Genomic DNA, 16189 nt, shown 5'->3' on the forward strand with positions numbered 1-16189 from the left:
GTCAAGAAACGGCATTCCCGCTTGTTTTGGTTCCCATTCCAGATGCGGTTTCTTCTGCGGCCAGTTGCTCCAGGACTGTGCGGAGGGCACGGAGGACTTCTTCTGGGGCGGTCGCCTTCAGGACAAATTTCAGCATGCCGTCTGGGGTGAACTGCGCGCCGCGCTGGGTGGAGACGAATTTGGCGAGTTGCTCGGGATCGACGGCGGCGTTCTGGCGGAACTTGAAAGTCACGGAGTCGCGCTTGCGCTCGATGGCGTTGACGCCGACGCGCGTGCAGAGCAGCTTGAGGCTGGCGTAGTCGAGCAGATTGCGGACGGCGGCGGGCGGCGGGCCGTAACGGTCTTTTATTTCAAGCTCGACATCCTCGAGCTTCGATTCTGACTCGACAGCCGCTACGCGCTTGTACATTTGCAGGCGCTGATTTTCTTCCGGAATGTAATCCGACGTGATGCGGATGTTGAGTCCGAGATTGAGTTGAGTTTCGGCTTCGTCGGGACCGGCTTCGCCTTTCATCTCGCGGACGGCGCGCTCTAGCATTTGCGTGTAGAGTTCGAAGCCGATGGCTTCGATGTGTCCGCTTTGTTCGCCGCCTAAGAGATTTCCTGCGCCGCGGAGTTCCAAATCTAATGCGGCGATTTTGAATCCGGCGCCGAGGTCGGAGAATTCTTTTAACGCTGCGAGACGGCGGCGGGCGATCGGGGTCAGCTCGACTTCTTTTGGGATCAGCAAATACGCGTACGCACGGCGATTGGAGCGGCCGACGCGGCCGCGGAGCTGGTAGAGCTCGGAGAGGCCGAGGCGGTCGGCACGATTGATGAGGATGGTGTTGCAGAGCGGGATGTCGAGGCCGTTCTCGATGATGGTGGTGGCGACGAGGATGTCGGCTTCGTGGTGCATGAAGCTGAGCATCACTTTTTCGAGTTCCGACTCGCCCATCTGGCCGTGGCCGACAATGATCTTCGCTTTCGGAATTAATTCCTGGAGCTTGGCGGCGATTTCCCAGATGGTGTCGACGCGGTTGTGAACGAAGTAAACCTGGCCGCCGCGTTCGAGTTCCTGTTCAATCGAGGATTGGATCAGTTTGTCGTCCCAACTGGCGACGACGGTTTGAATCGCCATGCGATCCTTGGGCGGAGTCTCGATGACGCTCATGTCGCGCAGGCCGACCAGCGACATGTGCAGAGTGCGCGGGATGGGCGTGGCCGACATGGTGAGCACGTCGACTTGTTTGCGCATTTGTTTAATGCGCTCTTTGTGGCGGACACCGAAGCGCTGTTCTTCGTCGACGATGAGGAGGCCGAGGTCGGCGAACTTGAGATCCTTGGAGAGGATGCGATGGGTGCCGATGAGGATGTCGATTTTTCCGGCTTCGGCTTTTTGCAGAATTTCTTTTTGCTGCTTCGGATTGCGGAAGCGGCTGATCATTTCGATGGTGACGGGGAACGGGCCGAAGCGCTGCTTGAAAGTTTCGTAGTGCTGGAAGGCGAGGACCGTGGTGGGGGCGAGGACCGCGACTTGTTTGTTGTCGCCGACGGCCTTGAAAGCGGCGCGCATGGCGACTTCCGTCTTGCCGTAGCCGACATCGCCGCAGAGCAGGCGGTCCATGGGCTGGGTGGATTCCATGTCGCGGGTGACGTCGGCGATGGCCTGGGCCTGGTCTTCGGTTTCGTTGAACTCGAAGGCATCTTCGAACTCGCGAACGAATTCGTTGCCGGCGGGAAAGGAATGTCCGACGGCCATTTTTCTTTCCGCGTAAAGTTTCAGGAGTTCGTCGGCCATATCTTTCATGGCCTTTTTCACGCGGGCTTTGGTCTTGGCCCAAGACTGCGTGCCGAGATGGCTGAGCGCTGGCTTGGCCCCTTCGGACGAACGGTATTTCTGGATCAGATCGAGGCGCGTCAGCGGAACGTAGAGGCGCGCGCCTTCGGCGTATTCGAGCAGCATGAACTCGGCGTTGCCGTCGCCCTGATTGATTTCTTTCAGACCTTGATATTGACCGATGCCGTGCTCGACGTGGACGACGTAGTCTCCGACTTGCAGGTCGCGGAAGTCGGAGAGGAAGGCGGAGACTTTCGATTTCTGGCGGCCGGGCCGCGCAGTAACGTTGTCGGATTCGTCGAACAGATCGCGAGCGCCGAAGATGGCGAGATGGGCGTCGGGAAAAAGAACGCCGTCGGGGACGTAGGCTTTGGCGAGGGTGGTGGTGAGGACTTCTCCGGCGAAATAGCTCGTTTCGTCGGCATAACTTTCGCCGCCGCGAGTGCGGCTGCCGAGACGGAAGCTGACGTTGTATTCGGTGAAAATGTCCGCGAGACGTTCAACTTCGCCGGTGTTGGGGACGGAGAACAGAACCTGATTCCCTGCTCCGGTGAGTTTCTGGACTTCTTCGAGCATGGACGGAACTGCGCCGTGGAAGCGGGGAGTGGGCTGAGTAAGGAATGTGACTAGCTCCTCGTCTGCGTTATGGGTGATGCCGAGATGTTCGATGTCGGCTCCGGTGAGGGTCGCGATTTTTGTCCACCAGTTTTCTGGCGGGAGATAGAGGTCCACAGGGCGGACTAAATTTCCTACGCCGCTGCGCTCGTGGGCTTCTTCGACGCGCAACCAGAAGCGATCGAACTCGGTGCGGAGAAGATCGGGTTCGTCGAGCAGGACGGCCGCGTTAGGAAGTAAATCGAAAACGCTACGGTCGGCTCCGGCTACGGGAGCGTAAAACTCCCAGCCGGGGAAGACGGTTACGCCGCCGGACTTGACGGCGGCTTCGACGATTTCTTCGCTGGTGCCGGCGATGCGCTTGCCGCTGAGGCGGGTGTGAATCGCACCGAGCAGATGGTCGCTGACGGGAGTTTCGGTGAGCGGGAGCAGGAGCGCTTCGTCCAGGGGATTGGAGGACCGCTGCGAAGTGGGATCGAAGCGGCGGATGGATTCGACTTCATCGCCGAAAAATTCGATGCGGACGGGGCGCTCGGCTTCGGGAGAATAGACGTCGAGGATGCCTCCGCGCAGGGCGTATTCGCCGGGCATTTCGACGACATCGGCGGCGGTGTAGCCGACGGTGTTCAGGTGGGCGAGAAGATTATCGACGTCGAAAGATTCGCCGCGGCGGAGGATGCGGGCGAGGTCGGTGTAGTAATCGGCGGAGCGCTGGAGGATCGCGGTGGCGGCGATAGGAGTGACCACGATGTTCGCTTTTCCCGTCGCGATCTTCCAGAGGGCGGTGGCGCGTTCTTCCTGCAACTCGGGATGCGGCGAAAGATTCTGGAACGGCAGCACGTCGCGGGCGGGAAGCGAGACGACGGCGTCGGGATCGGCGGCGGCGGTGAGTTCACAGAATCCCTGAAGGATAGGAACGAAATCTTCGACGACGCGATTGTCGTTGACGACGACGATGAGCGGCCGGTCGGCGTGACGGCGCAACAGCACGAGCAGCAAGGCTTTGGCGGTGGCCGAGATTCCGGAGACACGAATGCGCCCCGTGCCCTCCCGCAGGTGGGAGGCAACACGCGTGAAGGCGGGAAGCATTTCTACGTCCGCGAAGAGTTCGCGGACGAAGGGAAGAAGCATCGAGGTAATTTTAGCAGGAGTGGGAGGAAGGGGATTCTGAATGGTATCGAGATCTCACAACAAATTGTCGCGGCAGAAATCTCCCTCTTCAAAAACCGACATCCGCGACGTAAAATGTGCCTCATATGCAAGGAGCCCTAGACAGCAACGGCAAATGGATGACGGCGGGAGAGGCTGTTTCGAGGAACGAGACACGTGCAATCTGCCCGGAGTGCAAAGAACCAGTCAGACTCCATCAAAAGGGAAGGCATGGAAAGCCACGTGCCCACTTCGAGCATTTTCCCGGTCAGAAGACATGTTCTTTGCGAGCCTACTAGAGGCGTCGCCTGCAATTCTCTAAATCGTTGTTCCTATGCTCTCCCAAAGCGGTTGGCTTACTCCGTTTAGGTAAGTGATCCCAACATGCATCCGGCAAGCGAGTGCGCTCCCTCCAACTGCTTGGGCCATTCAGAGAAATCGGCAAGTCTAGGGTCTGTCCAAGGCGAATGCCGCCATCGTCACCCATCTCATAGACGTTTTTGTAGCTGAGCTTGAAAACAATGTCTGGCTTCGTATCTTGCTCGGCTTCCTCTCGATTCTTCCGGTTTCTGGTTGCGCCGACCTGAATTGTGAATGCGACTACGATCTGGTAAGGCCACAGGATCGAATTCGTTTTGAGGACATCGAAGTCGACGTTCGTGGGAGGACCCCATGTGGTCTTCGACCAGCCGTGCTTGCTAAAGTTTGCCGTGACGATTCGCGGCGAGCATTTTTCCACTCCCCACGCTAGCGCTTGAGCCTTTGCTTTCGCGTCGGCATCCCACGATCCCAACGTCTGACCAGCGAGGAACAACGCCATTAAGAGCACGATTCGCATCGGTAGGCCTTCCCGCTTGGATTATATGCTTGAGGCATTCAAGACCAATCAAATCGTTGGGAGGCCAGCCCGTCCTGCGCACTCAGTATCTTGAATGTGGTTGCCCCATCCTTCCCGCGTTCTTTGCGGGAGGGTGGGCTGCCACGAACGTCGATGGCATTCCGATTCCTTCTAGCCTGCGTCCCACCCTGTCTCCGCAAAGTGCGCGGACACAAGGGTGGGGCAACCTTGGTTCCCGGCTCGGAAAGGCTGGGCTGGCCCCCGTAGCGCTCATTGATGCTTCGGCGGTTAGAACCAGTCGCTGCGGTAGGCTACCCACCAAGAAAAGAAGAGTATGGGGATGGTGGCGGCGACGGCCCACCACAGCGGGAGCAGGAAATCGGCGAAGAGGCCGAGGACCGTGAACACCATCCAGAATATTTTTTTCTGCATAGGGAGTGTTTAGGAGAACACGATGCGGCAGGTTGGGCCGCCACGAACGTCGGCGGCATTCCGAGTCCTTCTTGCCTTCGCCCACCCTGTCTCCGCAAAATGCGCGGAGACAAGGGTGGGGCAACCTTGGTTCTCGAATCGGAAGGGCTGGGCCCGCCCTCAGTCCAAGCTAGATCAGACGCCAAGCGCGCCTGATCTCGGTTCCCGCTTGAACCGGATCGCGCTCTAGTGGTGCCCTCCGCCGTGCCCTCCGCCGTGACCTCCGCCGTGCGAACCACCCCGATATCCAGGGAGGGCGCGTTCGGCCTTCCCTTCATGGGGAGCATTGCCTACGTTGCCTCGCCCATCCCGCGCCTCGTTTGCCTGGAAGTGGTTGAAGCGCTCCGCTCCGCGCTCGGGCAGCGGTCCAGCGTAACCGTGATGAGGATCGAAGCGGTTGTCGACGTGGCCGTAAAAGCCGTGAGGACCATGAAACCAGGGGCCGGCTCCAAGAAACACCCCGCCGACAAACCAATCGGGCCCATAGTAGCCGTACGGCGCACAGTCATAGGGAGCATAGTCGAAGTACCCGTAAGGGCACACGGGAGCCACTCCGATGTCTACGCCGACGGAAACCTGGGCTTGCGCCACAGGTGCGCCGAATACAAGGGCGGTTGTGAGAGCTGCGAAAGCAAGCACACTGACTTTGAACATGATTTCTCCTTGGTTCGTTCAGAGTTTCAACCTGGACAACTTGAGGGCCAGCATAGTACCAAGGGTCAGTAACGGGCAATCCGGAAATTATTCCGGGCCACAGGACAGCATATTCCCGCGTTTCTGTGCGGGAGGGTGGGCTGGGCAGGAACGTCGGCAGCATTCTGATTCTTTATCGCCTCCGCCCACCCTGTCTCCGCAACGTGCGCGGAGACAAGGGTGGGGCAACCTTGGCGCCCGAAGCGGAGAGGCTGGGCTCGCCCCCGCTAGGTACAGCGTGCTCGTGGCGGGAAACAGCAGGTTCCTCGACTGCGCATGATTTCCGCTTCGCGGGAAATCATGCTGCGCTCGGAATGACAAATTCTTGCTCGGTGCGAGAGTCGTGTTGTCCACATGGCAGGCGCGGTGGCGCGGTTTCGGTAGATTTGCCTGGGCCCATATGCAAAATCTTTCATGCTAGTAGAGCGGACTGGATCGCGGTAGAGTCGGCGAAATCTGAATTTTCCTGAAGGAGAATCTCCATGATGATCAGAAAGGCTGTCGGATTTCTTCAGATCACAGGGGCTGTTGTACTGCTCGCGGGAATGGGGCAGGCGCAAAAAATCACCTACACGCGTTTTCAGCTGCCCAATTCAACTTTCACCGAAGCAATCGGCATTAACAATGCCGGTGACGTGGTGGGTTGGTATAACCAGGGATTTCCTACACAGGGCTTTCTATATAGCGGCGGGGTCGTCACTGAGATCGCGGACCCGTCGGCCGATGCGGGTACGACGGCGCCAATTGCCATCAATACCGCCGGCGCAATCGTTGGCACGTACACCAACAGCAGGGGACGGTCTCAGGCGTTTCTCGATGTCAACGGAGTTTTTTCCGACATTCAGGCGCCCGGCACCGTATCCGGTTCGGACGCCGCCGGCATCAACAATTTGGGCCAGATCGTAGGCATGTATTACGATGTCACCGGCCCGTGGCATGGCTATTTCTTTGATAGCGTGACCTTGAAGTTCAAGACCATCGATATCCCGGGTGCGCCATACACCTGGGCCCAGGGAATCAATGACAACGGCTTGATGGTTCTATCTTCGCTGGATTCCAATAATGTTCAGCATGCCTGGTTGTATAACGGCAAGACCTTCACCAACATCGACGTGCCCGGCTATGCCAACACGGTTCCCGAGGGCATCAACAACCAGGGCATGGTTACCCTCATCGCGACAACGAAGGCGGGGCTGAACTACGGCTTTGTTTATAGGGCAGGCCAATTCACGGCCGTGAACCCGCCGGGCGCAACCTCGGTATCGCTGCGCGGAATCAACGATCTGGGCGAGATCGTGGGCAATTATACGTTCGCCAGCGGTAATCAGGGATCTTTTCTGGCTAAGCTGCCGCAGCAGTAACCTAACGGCCGCAGCTTTCTTTTGCCTCTCCGGGCTTGTTCATTCAGCTCTTGCTCAAGCACGGCTTGCGCCGTGGGCGGCGTTCTTGCGCCGCTTTGCTGCTGGAGTACTCGTGGCGGGAAACAGCAGGTTCCTCGACTGCACACGATTTCCGCTTCGCGGGAAATCATGCTTCGCTCCGAATGACAAGGCATTTGCTGAGCGTTTTGGTTATCGACTTATCACAGTCAGGTCGGATTCTGCGGAGGCGTCGGGGATGGTGACGTGGAGGGCGCGTTTTTTCGCGTCGTAGGTTGTCTTTAGCGGCGTGGCGTTGGCTGAGAGTTTTGCTTCTGCCTGGCCGGACGGCCAGTCGTAGATCACTACTTCGATTTTCTTCCACCACGGCGCGTAACTTCCCTCCCGCGCGCTGAATTTTACTTTCATCGAATGGACTTCGTATTCGCAGGTTAGGGACTGGCGCAGATACTCGCCGTGCTGGTAGGCGAAGGTGTGGCCGTCGTCTAGGTACAGATTGCCTTGGCATTTTGGGCCGGGATAGACGTGGAGTTCTAGCGGGCCGGTGGGAGTTTCGTCGGTGCTCTGGATTGCGGGTTCGAGTGGGAGGATGCTGCCGCCTCTCACGTAGACGGGCATGGTGTCGAGCGCGGGATGGATTTGTGCGGGGAACTTCAGGGGAGCGGTCGTGGTGACGATCTGGGTAATCGAAGGCGGGGTGGGTTGGGGCGGCATTTTGAGTCCGGTCCAGAAGTCGAACCACGGAGTCGATTGCGGGAGCCCTACGCTGTAGCCGTCTTGCATTTCGCCGAATGGCGACGGAGCGATTAGAAGGCTCGGACCCAAGAGAAATTCGGTGTCGAGATGTTCGACGCCGGCGGAGAAGATTTCGGGGAATTCCATGAAGACGGGACGCATCATGGGAAGGCCGGTGCGCGCGGATTCGTCGGCTAACGAATAGATGTACGGGAGCAGGCGGTAGCGGGTTTCGATGTAGCGGCGGCGGATGGATTCCTGCTCGGGGCCGTTGACCCAGAGTTCGTGGGGCAGCGTGCCTTTGGCGGAGTGATCGCGGCAGAGCGGGGTGAAGGCGGCCATCTCGACCCAGCGCGTGAGCAGGTCGGACGATGGGGAGCCGTTGAAGCCGCCGACATCGGCGCCGACGAAAGAAATTCCGCTGACGCCGAGATTTAGGACCATCTGCGTGGCGAGGCGGAGATGGTTCCAGGTGGCGGAGTTGTCGCCGGTCCAGGTGAAGCCATAGCGCTGGCCTCCGGCGTAAGTCGCGCGGGTCAGGACGAAGGGGCGCTCGTTGGGGCGGAGTTTGAGCAGGCCTTCGAAAGTGGCGCGGGCGTTTTCGAGTCCGACGATGTTGTGAATTTCGGCGTGGGTCGCGGTGCGCGGGGCGTAGCCCGATTCGTCGATACGATGCACGGTGTCGAGGGGCATAGTGCCGCCGGGGCCGCTGAAGACGGAGGGCTCGTTCATGTCGTTCCAGAATCCGGCGACGCCATCTTCGACGAATTTCTTGTACAGCCCACCCCACCATGCGCGGGTCTGGGCGCGGGTGAAATCAGGGAAAACCGCTGGGCCCGGCCAGACTACGCCGACGAACTCGGAGCCGTCGGGATTCTTTACGAAATGGTCGCCGGCGTGGCCGGTGTCGTAGGGCGAGTAATTCTGATTGGGGGCATGTGCGATGTGAAGATCGGTGATGGTGACGAGATGAAAATGGTCTTTGCGCAGATCGGAAACTAATCCCGGAAAATTCGGAAATGTTTGCGAGTTGACGGTGAAGGGACGGTTGCGATCCTGGTAATCGATGTCGAGATAAAGAGCGTCGGAGGGAATTTTGTCGGCGCGAAGATGATGGGCGATGTCGCGCACCTGCGATTCGGGCGTGTAGCTGTAGCGCGATTGCTGGAATCCGAGAGCCCACAACGGCGGCAGCGGCGGCTTTCCGGTGAGATACGCGTAGGCTTCCACCACCTGCTTCGGCGCGGGCCCGTAGAGGAAGTAATAGTCGAGAGGACCGCCTTCGGCGCCGAAAAGGATCGCGTCGCGCGCCTGCTTGCCGAAATCGAACCAGGTGCGCCAAGTGTTATCGAGGAAGAGGCCGTAGCTGCGGGTGCCGTTGATGGCCAGAAAAAATGGGATCGCTTTGTAGAGGGGATCGGTGGATTCCTGCGGGGCGACGTCGGTATTCCAGAGAGTGTAGGCCTGGTTGCGGCGATCGAAGGATCCGGCCTTGTCGCCGAGGCCGAAGTAGTGTTCGTCAGCGGGCATTTGCTTGGAGATGGTAAAGCCGCCAAGTTCGAATCGGGTGGGGCGGCCGAGGGCGTCGGCGGAGATGACGTTGCCGGCGAGGTCGCTGATGACTAGGCGGAGGGGATTGAGTTCGACGCGGACATCGAGGGCGGCGGTGTGAAAGCCAACGGAGGCGGAATCCTGGACGGATTGGACATCGATCGATTTCGTGCGCGCGTTGGGCAGGACGGCCCAGGATGCGTCTTCGGGGAGCGCGCCGGCGGCGATGCGGACGCGGATGATATCGGCGCGGACAGCGGTGATGCGGAGAATCGCGGGGCCGGACTGAAGTTCGATGCCATCGCGCAGGGGCTGGGAACTGGTTACGGCGTCAAGCGTGAGTACGGGCCGCGGATTGGTTTCGGCGGGCGCGGGAGGGACGGCGAGAATTGCCAGGCCGATGAATCGGAAGAGCACTCGATGGCAACGGAACAACATGCGGTGACTCTTTCCCATTCGATTTCTGCGGTGCCGGAACATCATATCAACCTCGGCTGTCGCTTTGGGGGTCCGCCAGGCTTCGCCCACGCGGTACAGCCGAGGCGGCTGTCGCCACACGGAGCGTGGCAGTGGCTGTCCTGGCATGGACGGCGGCAGGCCACGAAATTTCATTTTGGACGCAAGTTTCGGATAGTCGGCTCAGCCGGTGTGACGTACGCTTTTCTTACTATGACTACCAATGCCATACTCACGAGTGAGAGCTTGAACACCATGCCGGGACATCCACTCAAACCTGCATTTTCCGCAAAGCCGCCTTCCGTCAAGGACGAGCCGCGCTGGGATGCCGTCGTCGCGCGCGATGCGGCACGAGATGGAGAGTTCGTGTTCGCGGTTTCGAGCACGGGGGTGTATTGCCGGCCGTCGTGCGCGGCGCGGCGGCCACGACGGGAAAACGTTCAATTTTTTCTTACGCCGGAGCAGGCGGAGAACGCCGGATATCGAGCCTGTTTGCGGTGCAAGCCGAAGGCGTTTCTCGGCAATCCTGAGGCGGATGGAGCGAAGGCGATTTGCCGGTTCATCGAGCAGCATCTCGACGAGCCGCTGACGCTGGATCGGCTGGGCAAGGAATTTGGGCACAGCCCGTTTCACTTGCAACGGCGATTCAAGGCGATGCTGGGCATCACTCCACGCGAGTATGCGGATTCTTGCCGGATGCGCATGCTGAAGCGGAATTTGCAGGCGGGCGAGTCGGTGACCCGCGCGATGTACGACGCGGGATACGGATCAAGCAGCCGGCTCTATGAAAAAACCGCATCGCAGCTGGGGATGACGCCGGACAAGTATCGGCGGGGCGCGATTGCCGCGTCGATTCGATATACGTGCGCCGATTCGCCGCTGGGACGGATGCTGATTGCGGCGACCGAACGCGGGATTTGCTCGATCCAGTTTGCGCGCTCGGATGAGGAATTGATCGAAGGTTTGAAGCGGGAATTTCCTTTTGCGGCGCGGAAAGTGGATGACGGTGGGTTGCGGGCGTGGGTGAAGGTATTGTTGCGGAAAATGCGCGGGCGGAATCCGGGGGCGTCCTCATTATTGCCTCTCGATATTCGTGCAACTGCGTTTCAGCGGCGCGTGTGGGCGTATTTGCAGGCGATTCCCTTCGGGACGACAAAATCATATAGCGAGGTGGCGAAGGGAATCGGGCAGCCGCGGGCTTGCCGGGCCGTGGCGCGGGCGTGCGCGACGAATCCGGTGGCGGTCGCGATTCCATGCCATCGCGTAGTGCGGGGGGATGGCAGCGACGGGGGGTATCGGTGGGGCATGGAGCGAAAAAAGGCTCTGCTGGCGATGGAAGGGATCGCCGTAGAGACGTAGCTTGCTACGTCTTTCTCGCTTGCCAACACTCTCAGTAGGCTGCCAGCAGAGACGTTGCGAGCAACGTCTCTACGAATAGGAGACGGGGGGTTCACACTCATGTATTGACTCTTGATTCTGCCGGCAGTCAAATAGCCCAACCGAGAGAGCGACTCGTCGGCTCTCCTCGCAAAGGCGGGAGTCATGCGTCTTCATGCAGTGGCGGCAGTTCTGTTGGTGAGTGGGTTGATGTGCGGTTGTGGCGGATCGAGCTCGGGAAATAATGGCGGCGGTGGCGGCGGTGGAAATCAGACTGCGGCGCCGACGATCTCGACAACGGGCGGGCCGGATGGCGTGCAGAACGGCGCGCTGGTCGTGACTCTGGCTTCAACGACGAATGGGGCCTCGATCTATTACACGGTCGACGGCAGCACGCCCACGACTTCTTCGCAGCAGTACCAGGCGCCTTTTCTGGTGGCGTCGAGCCTGACGGTGAATGCAATCGCCAGCGCCGCCGGGTCGCTGAGCACAGTCACCAGCCAGAGTTTTTCTCCCAACATTCCTTCCGGGACACTGGTGTGGAGCGATGAGTTCTCTAACACTAGCGGTGCACCCGCGCAGCCCGATCCTACGATTTGGACCTACGACACGGGGAACAGCGGGTTTGGCAACCAGGAGTTGGAAACTTACTGTGCGTGGGGCTCGAACACTTCGCCATGTAGCACGACGAATCCCAGCGAATATGTGGGGACGGATGGGTATCTCCACATCGAGGCGCAGCAGCCGTCGATGGGCGTGTATACCTCGGCTCGATTGAAGACGCAGGGACTGTTCAGTTTTCAGTATGGGCGACTTGAGATAAGCGCACAGGTGCCTGAGGCACAGGGGTTTTGGCCGGCGGCGTGGTCGATGGGGAACAATATCGCAACCGTGAACTGGCCGGCATGCGGCGAGATGGATGATATGGAGCGAGTCGACGCTGTGCCCATACCACCCGCGCCGGATTGGAATGCCGGGTCGATTCACGGTACGGGGTTCACTGGCGCCCAAGGGCTCGGCAGCACGTACGACTTTCCCAGCGGGCAGACGGCAGGAAGCGCGTTCCACGCGTATGGCATGATCTGGTCACCGGGGCAGGTGCAATATTACGTCGATAGCCCCGGCAATATCTATGCAACCTACACGCCAGCGGATGTCACGGGGATCGGCGGCATTTGGCCTTTCGATTCGGGGCAGAGCAATTTCATTCTGCTGAACCTGGCGATTGGCGGGAGTTACCCGGGACCACCCGACTCAACGACGCCTTGGCCTTCCGAGATGCTGGTGGATTACGTCCGGCTGTACACGAACTAGCACCGCATCGAGAGCTTGTCATTTCGAGCGAAGCATTGGCGGGTTGCGCGCCGTCGTGCGCAGTCGAGAAACCTGCTTTTGATCTAAACGAAGCGGCGAACAGCAGGTCCCTTCACATCGGTCGGGATGACAGTTTTTGATGTCGGGATGACAGTTTTGATAAGGGGGCGTCAATTGCGGGCCCTCGCGCGCGTGACCATGGCCCAGTTCAGCAATGCCAGCGCGACGGTCCCAGCCACGATCATCGACTGGCTGAAGTCCACTTGAGTAACCAGCACGGCACACATCAGAACAGCGAGCGCGGCGAGGATGTTTCCGGCGGGAAGGTGGAAGCGGGCACTTCCTGGCTGCTTTCGGCGAAGCACTGGCAGCGCGGCGCAGCAGACTGCGTAATAGAGCAGGCGGGCAGTCGCGGAGAGAGTTACGTTCCATTTGAATTCGCCGCTCAGCGCGAAAGCCCAGACCAGCGCGGCAAATACCAGAATCGAAATGTAGGGCGTATGAAAGCGCGGGTGGATCGCGGCGAAGGCCTGGGGGAAATCTCGCTGCTCGGCAAGCGCGAAGGTCACGCGCGGCATGGCGAGAATTTTCGCGCTGAGATATCCATAGCAGGAAATGAGGGCTCCAACGGCGACCAGGGCGGCGCCAACGGAGCCGGCCGCGATGCGCGCCACATCCGAGAGCGGGCGGGTACTATGCGTCGCGTCCGGTAGAACTCCCACCACAACCCACTGGATCAACACATAGAGCACAGTGCATACGACGAGTGCGGCGAAGAGAGCAAAGGGAGCGTCGCGGCGAGGATCTTTGGCCTCGCCCATCGGGGTGAGGGCGGTTTCAAATCCTCCGTAGGCGAAGACGAGGAGCAGCAGGGCGTTCATCCACTCGCTAGTCGTGACGGCGGCGGGCGCGGTGGACGAGGTCGCGGCGGGATGCGCATGCAACACGGTGAGTCCCATGGCGATCACGGCAAAGAGCGGAAGCAATTTCGCCGCGGTGAAAACGTTGCTGACCTGCGTACCGGCGCGAACGCCGCGAATGTTGATCAACGCGAGCGCGCCGACGAGCGCCGTGAGGATGAGCGCGCGGGGCAGCGGGTCGCGGGCGTGCGGCCAGAACTCGCCGAGATAAATCACGAACAAATTTGCATTGGCGGCTGGGGCCGCGACCTGGCCGAGGAAGAGCATCCATGCCATCTGGATGCCCATACCGCGTCCGAAGGCGGCGCGCGCGTAGAGGTACGGTCCTCCAGCCTGTTGGAATTGCGATGCGACTTCGGCGAAGCAGGCGAAGATAATGGCCATGCCAATTCCGGCGACCAGAACGGCGATGGGACTGAAACGTCCGAGTTTGCCGGCGACGACGGAGGGCAGGCCGAAGACTCCGCTGCCGATCATCGAATTTACGACCAGCGCGGTGAGGCTCCAGCGGCCGATGGCGCGGACGAGGTGATCCGCAGGCCGTTGCTGAGCAGATGCCATTTGTCCCGGCGAGTCTTTCACCGCGTGGTTGTATCACAAGTGGGGCGAGTGTGAGGCGGATGCGCACGGCGCCAGCCTTGTACCTCCGGCAGTTCGTGCCCCGGGGCGCGCTCGGCTTCGCCGTCGCTGGACGGAAGAATGCGTCCGTCCCCACATGGTTCGTGTCAACCCTCGGAGAGGCGCGTCAGATCTGGCATTTGAGAATTGTGACCTTTTGGTGCTCCAAAGTAATGCGGAGAATTACGAAAGGCGCATGCCCGTGGGACATCTACTCGCTGCGCGTTGCCGATGAGATGGTGAGTAGGCAAGAGAATGGCTACCTCCGATATGGACGACCTTCATCTCCGAATCGCGCGCGTGACCGAAGACCTGCGAACCATTCAGCAGGAACTGAACTGCGCCGCGATGCAGGCCCCAAGTGATCCCGAACTGATGGAGGCGCTCAACTCACTTTCGGAGACGGAGCCGATCGAGACGCTGCGCTGCGCGCTGGACCAGATGCGGCATTTTCTCTGGTTCTATTCCCAGGTGATGAGCAACGAACCGGAACTCGGCGACAAGTTGCGGCAGGCCAGCGCGGCGAAAACCGCAACCGATGAGGCGCCGAAGACTGGTAAGGCGTTTCTGGATCAGTTGTCGCGGGCGGATGAAATGATGCTCCTGCATCATCTGGCGGATGCGCGCCGGCGCAAGCCGAATTAGGACTTCGGTCGTCGGTCGTTGGTCGTCAGACCTCACACCTCACACCTCAGATCCTATGACCTTTGACGCTAGAAGCCGTGGCCGCGGACTATGGTTTTGAGGACTTCGCCGGCGGAGTTCAGGACCACGAAATCTGCATTGACGCCGGGAGCGAGAACGCCGTAGTGGGCGGCCAAGCCTACGGACCGGGCAGGATTGAGGGTGGCGGCTTGCACGGCATCGCGCAGTGTCCAATCAGAAAACTGGGTCACGTTGCGCACCGCGCGATCCATGGTGAGGACGCTTCCGGCGAGGCTACCGTTGGAAGTACATTTTCCGTCTTTGACGTCAACCTGGATAGGGCCAAGTTCGTAACGGCCGTCGGGCATGCCGGTGGCTGAGATGGCGTCGGTGATGAGCACTGCGCGGTCGCGGCCTTTGGCCCGCAGGAATAACTTCACGACCGACGGGTCGACGTGAATCCCGTCGACGATCATGTCGGCGCTCAATTGGTCGTTGCCGAGTACCTCGCCGATGATGCCGGGTTCGCGATGGTCGAGCGGGCGCATGGCATTGAAGGTGTGGGTGGCGTGACGCGCGCCGGCCTTCACTGCATCCTGCGCCACGGGCATCTCCGAGTCGGAGTGGCCGATGCTGACACAGACGTTGCGGCGGGCGGCTTCGGCAATGACTTCCATGGCGCCGGGAATTTCCGGAGCAATGGTCAGCATTCGCACGTGGCCGCGCGCGGCCTGCCACAGGCGATCGAAGACAGCGACAGTCGGGTTGAGCAGAAGTTCCGGCGGATGCACGCCGCGCCGCTTGTGGCTGAGAAACGGTCCTTCGAGATGGATGCCGAGCGGGCGCGCCACTGCGCCGCCATCCGGTACAGTTGCCTCAATCGCGTCGGCCAGGCGATCGAGCGTGGCGTAAGTAGAGTCAAGCGAAGCCGCGACGGTGGTCGGAAAATATCCGGTGACACCGTGGGAGGCGAGGAACTTTCCCAGCGCCGGAAGTTCCGACGGCGAAGCCCGCATGAGATCGAGACCGGCTCCGCCGTGAATGTGAATGTCGATGAAACCGGGGACGAGCACGGCGTCGCCGAAATCGATAAGAGGCGCGTTGATGGCGGCGGTTGCCGCGAGCGAGGAAAGTTCGGAGATTTGCCCATCTTCGACGATGAGCAGCGGGTCGTGAAGCTCCTCAGTTGGCGTATAGAGGCGGCGGGCAGTGAAGGCAGTCTTCATGACTATATCTATACGCGCCATCTATACGCGGCGAAAATCTATCGTAGCCGTCCAGAAGGTTTCAGACAACCGGCGCGAACAGTTGAAGGACCGCGAACGGGCGCGAGGGCAGTGTTATAATCCGTTGGTAATTGTTCGTCGATAATTCTGCAAGGCCTGTCAGGGGCGCCCCGCGATTCCTCCAGCGCCCGCTGCACAAAGTCGGGGAGTGGCTCAGCCTGGTAGAGCACCTGGTTCGGGACCAGGGGGTCGGAGGTTCAAATCCTCTCTCCCCGACCAATTATTTTCAAATACTTAAACTGCATTTCTGGTTTTCCGTCTACATCGAGGGTGTCGAAATTGTAGACGGTGCTTGCATCGGGGAATTGGGGCGCCAATTTTGC

At 60.0% G+C, this 16189-nt stretch carries 10 protein-coding genes and 1 tRNA gene; 5 read left to right on the plus strand and 6 right to left on the minus strand.

Annotation, left to right across the window (positions count from 1 at the left end):
• Nucleotide 1: 1 nt before the first annotated feature.
• From mfd to VGM18_01225, 3 genes are all read right to left on the minus strand, one after another.
• On the minus strand, nt 2-3565 hold the full coding sequence (gene mfd, locus VGM18_01215; protein ID HEY3971589.1) for a transcription-repair coupling factor: 3564 nt from the start codon (nt 3563-3565) through the stop codon (nt 2-4).
• Between the two features lie 1144 nt (nt 3566-4709).
• Entirely contained in the window at nt 4710-4853 is a 144-nt protein-coding gene (locus tag VGM18_01220; GenBank protein ID HEY3971590.1) for a hypothetical protein, read from the minus strand.
• A 225-nt stretch (nt 4854-5078) separates the two neighbouring features.
• Entirely contained in the window at nt 5079-5546 is a 468-nt protein-coding gene (locus VGM18_01225) for a hypothetical protein (GenBank protein ID HEY3971591.1), read from the minus strand.
• Between the two features lie 521 nt (nt 5547-6067).
• Here VGM18_01225 and VGM18_01230 point away from each other — a divergent pair.
• A complete protein-coding gene (locus VGM18_01230; GenBank protein HEY3971592.1) occupies nt 6068-6946 on the plus strand; it encodes a hypothetical protein in 879 nt (292 codons plus the stop codon).
• 210 nt (nt 6947-7156) lie between these two features.
• Here the strand turns inward: VGM18_01230 and VGM18_01235 are convergent, their stop codons facing one another.
• Nucleotides 7157-9706: a TIM-barrel domain-containing protein gene (locus tag VGM18_01235; protein HEY3971593.1), complete on the minus strand. Its 2550-nt coding sequence runs from the start codon at nt 9704-9706 to the stop codon at nt 7157-7159.
• A gap of 255 nt (nt 9707-9961) precedes the next feature.
• Here VGM18_01235 and ada point away from each other — a divergent pair, with 255 nt between their 5' ends.
• Entirely contained in the window at nt 9962-11065 is a 1104-nt protein-coding gene (gene ada / locus VGM18_01240) for a bifunctional DNA-binding transcriptional regulator/O6-methylguanine-DNA methyltransferase Ada (GenBank protein ID HEY3971594.1), read from the plus strand.
• A 183-nt stretch (nt 11066-11248) separates the two neighbouring features.
• Nucleotides 11249-12397 (plus strand): chitobiase/beta-hexosaminidase C-terminal domain-containing protein, encoded by a 1149-nt coding sequence (locus VGM18_01245; GenBank protein HEY3971595.1) that lies wholly within the window; start codon nt 11249-11251, stop codon nt 12395-12397.
• A gap of 170 nt (nt 12398-12567) precedes the next feature.
• Here the strand turns inward: VGM18_01245 and VGM18_01250 are convergent, their stop codons facing one another.
• Nucleotides 12568-13899 (minus strand): APC family permease, encoded by a 1332-nt coding sequence (locus tag VGM18_01250; GenBank protein ID HEY3971596.1) that lies wholly within the window; start codon nt 13897-13899, stop codon nt 12568-12570.
• A 291-nt stretch (nt 13900-14190) separates the two neighbouring features.
• Between VGM18_01250 and VGM18_01255 the strand changes: the two genes are divergently transcribed.
• On the plus strand, nt 14191-14580 hold the full coding sequence (locus tag VGM18_01255; protein ID HEY3971597.1) for a hypothetical protein: 390 nt from the start codon (nt 14191-14193) through the stop codon (nt 14578-14580).
• A gap of 68 nt (nt 14581-14648) precedes the next feature.
• On the opposite strand, the gene nagA is transcribed toward VGM18_01255, so the two are convergent.
• The gene (gene nagA, locus VGM18_01260; protein ID HEY3971598.1) at nt 14649-15806 is read right to left on the minus strand and encodes an N-acetylglucosamine-6-phosphate deacetylase; all 1158 of its coding nucleotides are present in this window, start codon (nt 15804-15806) and stop codon (nt 14649-14651) included.
• A 202-nt stretch (nt 15807-16008) separates the two neighbouring features.
• Here nagA and VGM18_01265 point away from each other — a divergent pair.
• Nucleotides 16009-16085 (plus strand) — tRNA-Pro (locus VGM18_01265).
• Nucleotides 16086-16189: the final 104 nt, after the last annotated feature.

It is taken from the genome of Candidatus Sulfotelmatobacter sp. (assembly GCA_036500765.1).
GTDB lineage: Bacteria > Acidobacteriota > Terriglobia > Terriglobales > Acidobacteriaceae > Sulfotelmatobacter.

What these genes read in the sequence shown, in the direction of transcription:
- VGM18_01220 (HEY3971590.1), bottom strand. Translation starts at nt 4,853, where the DNA reads ATGCAGAAAAAAATATTCTGGATGGTGTTCACGGTCCTCGGCCTCTTC.
- nagA (HEY3971598.1), bottom strand. Translation starts at nt 15,806, where the DNA reads ATGAAGACTGCCTTCACTGCCCGCCGCCTCTATACGCCAACTGAGGAG.
- ada (HEY3971594.1), top strand. Translation starts at nt 9,962, where the DNA reads ATGCCGGGACATCCACTCAAACCTGCATTTTCCGCAAAGCCGCCTTCC.
- mfd (HEY3971589.1), bottom strand. Translation starts at nt 3,565, where the DNA reads ATGCTTCTTCCCTTCGTCCGCGAACTCTTCGCGGACGTAGAAATGCTT.
- VGM18_01255 (HEY3971597.1), top strand. Translation starts at nt 14,191, where the DNA reads ATGGCTACCTCCGATATGGACGACCTTCATCTCCGAATCGCGCGCGTG.
- VGM18_01230 (HEY3971592.1), top strand. Translation starts at nt 6,068, where the DNA reads ATGATGATCAGAAAGGCTGTCGGATTTCTTCAGATCACAGGGGCTGTT.
- VGM18_01225 (HEY3971591.1), bottom strand. Translation starts at nt 5,546, where the DNA reads ATGTTCAAAGTCAGTGTGCTTGCTTTCGCAGCTCTCACAACCGCCCTT.
- VGM18_01235 (HEY3971593.1), bottom strand. Translation starts at nt 9,706, where the DNA reads ATGGGAAAGAGTCACCGCATGTTGTTCCGTTGCCATCGAGTGCTCTTC.
- VGM18_01245 (HEY3971595.1), top strand. Translation starts at nt 11,249, where the DNA reads ATGCGTCTTCATGCAGTGGCGGCAGTTCTGTTGGTGAGTGGGTTGATG.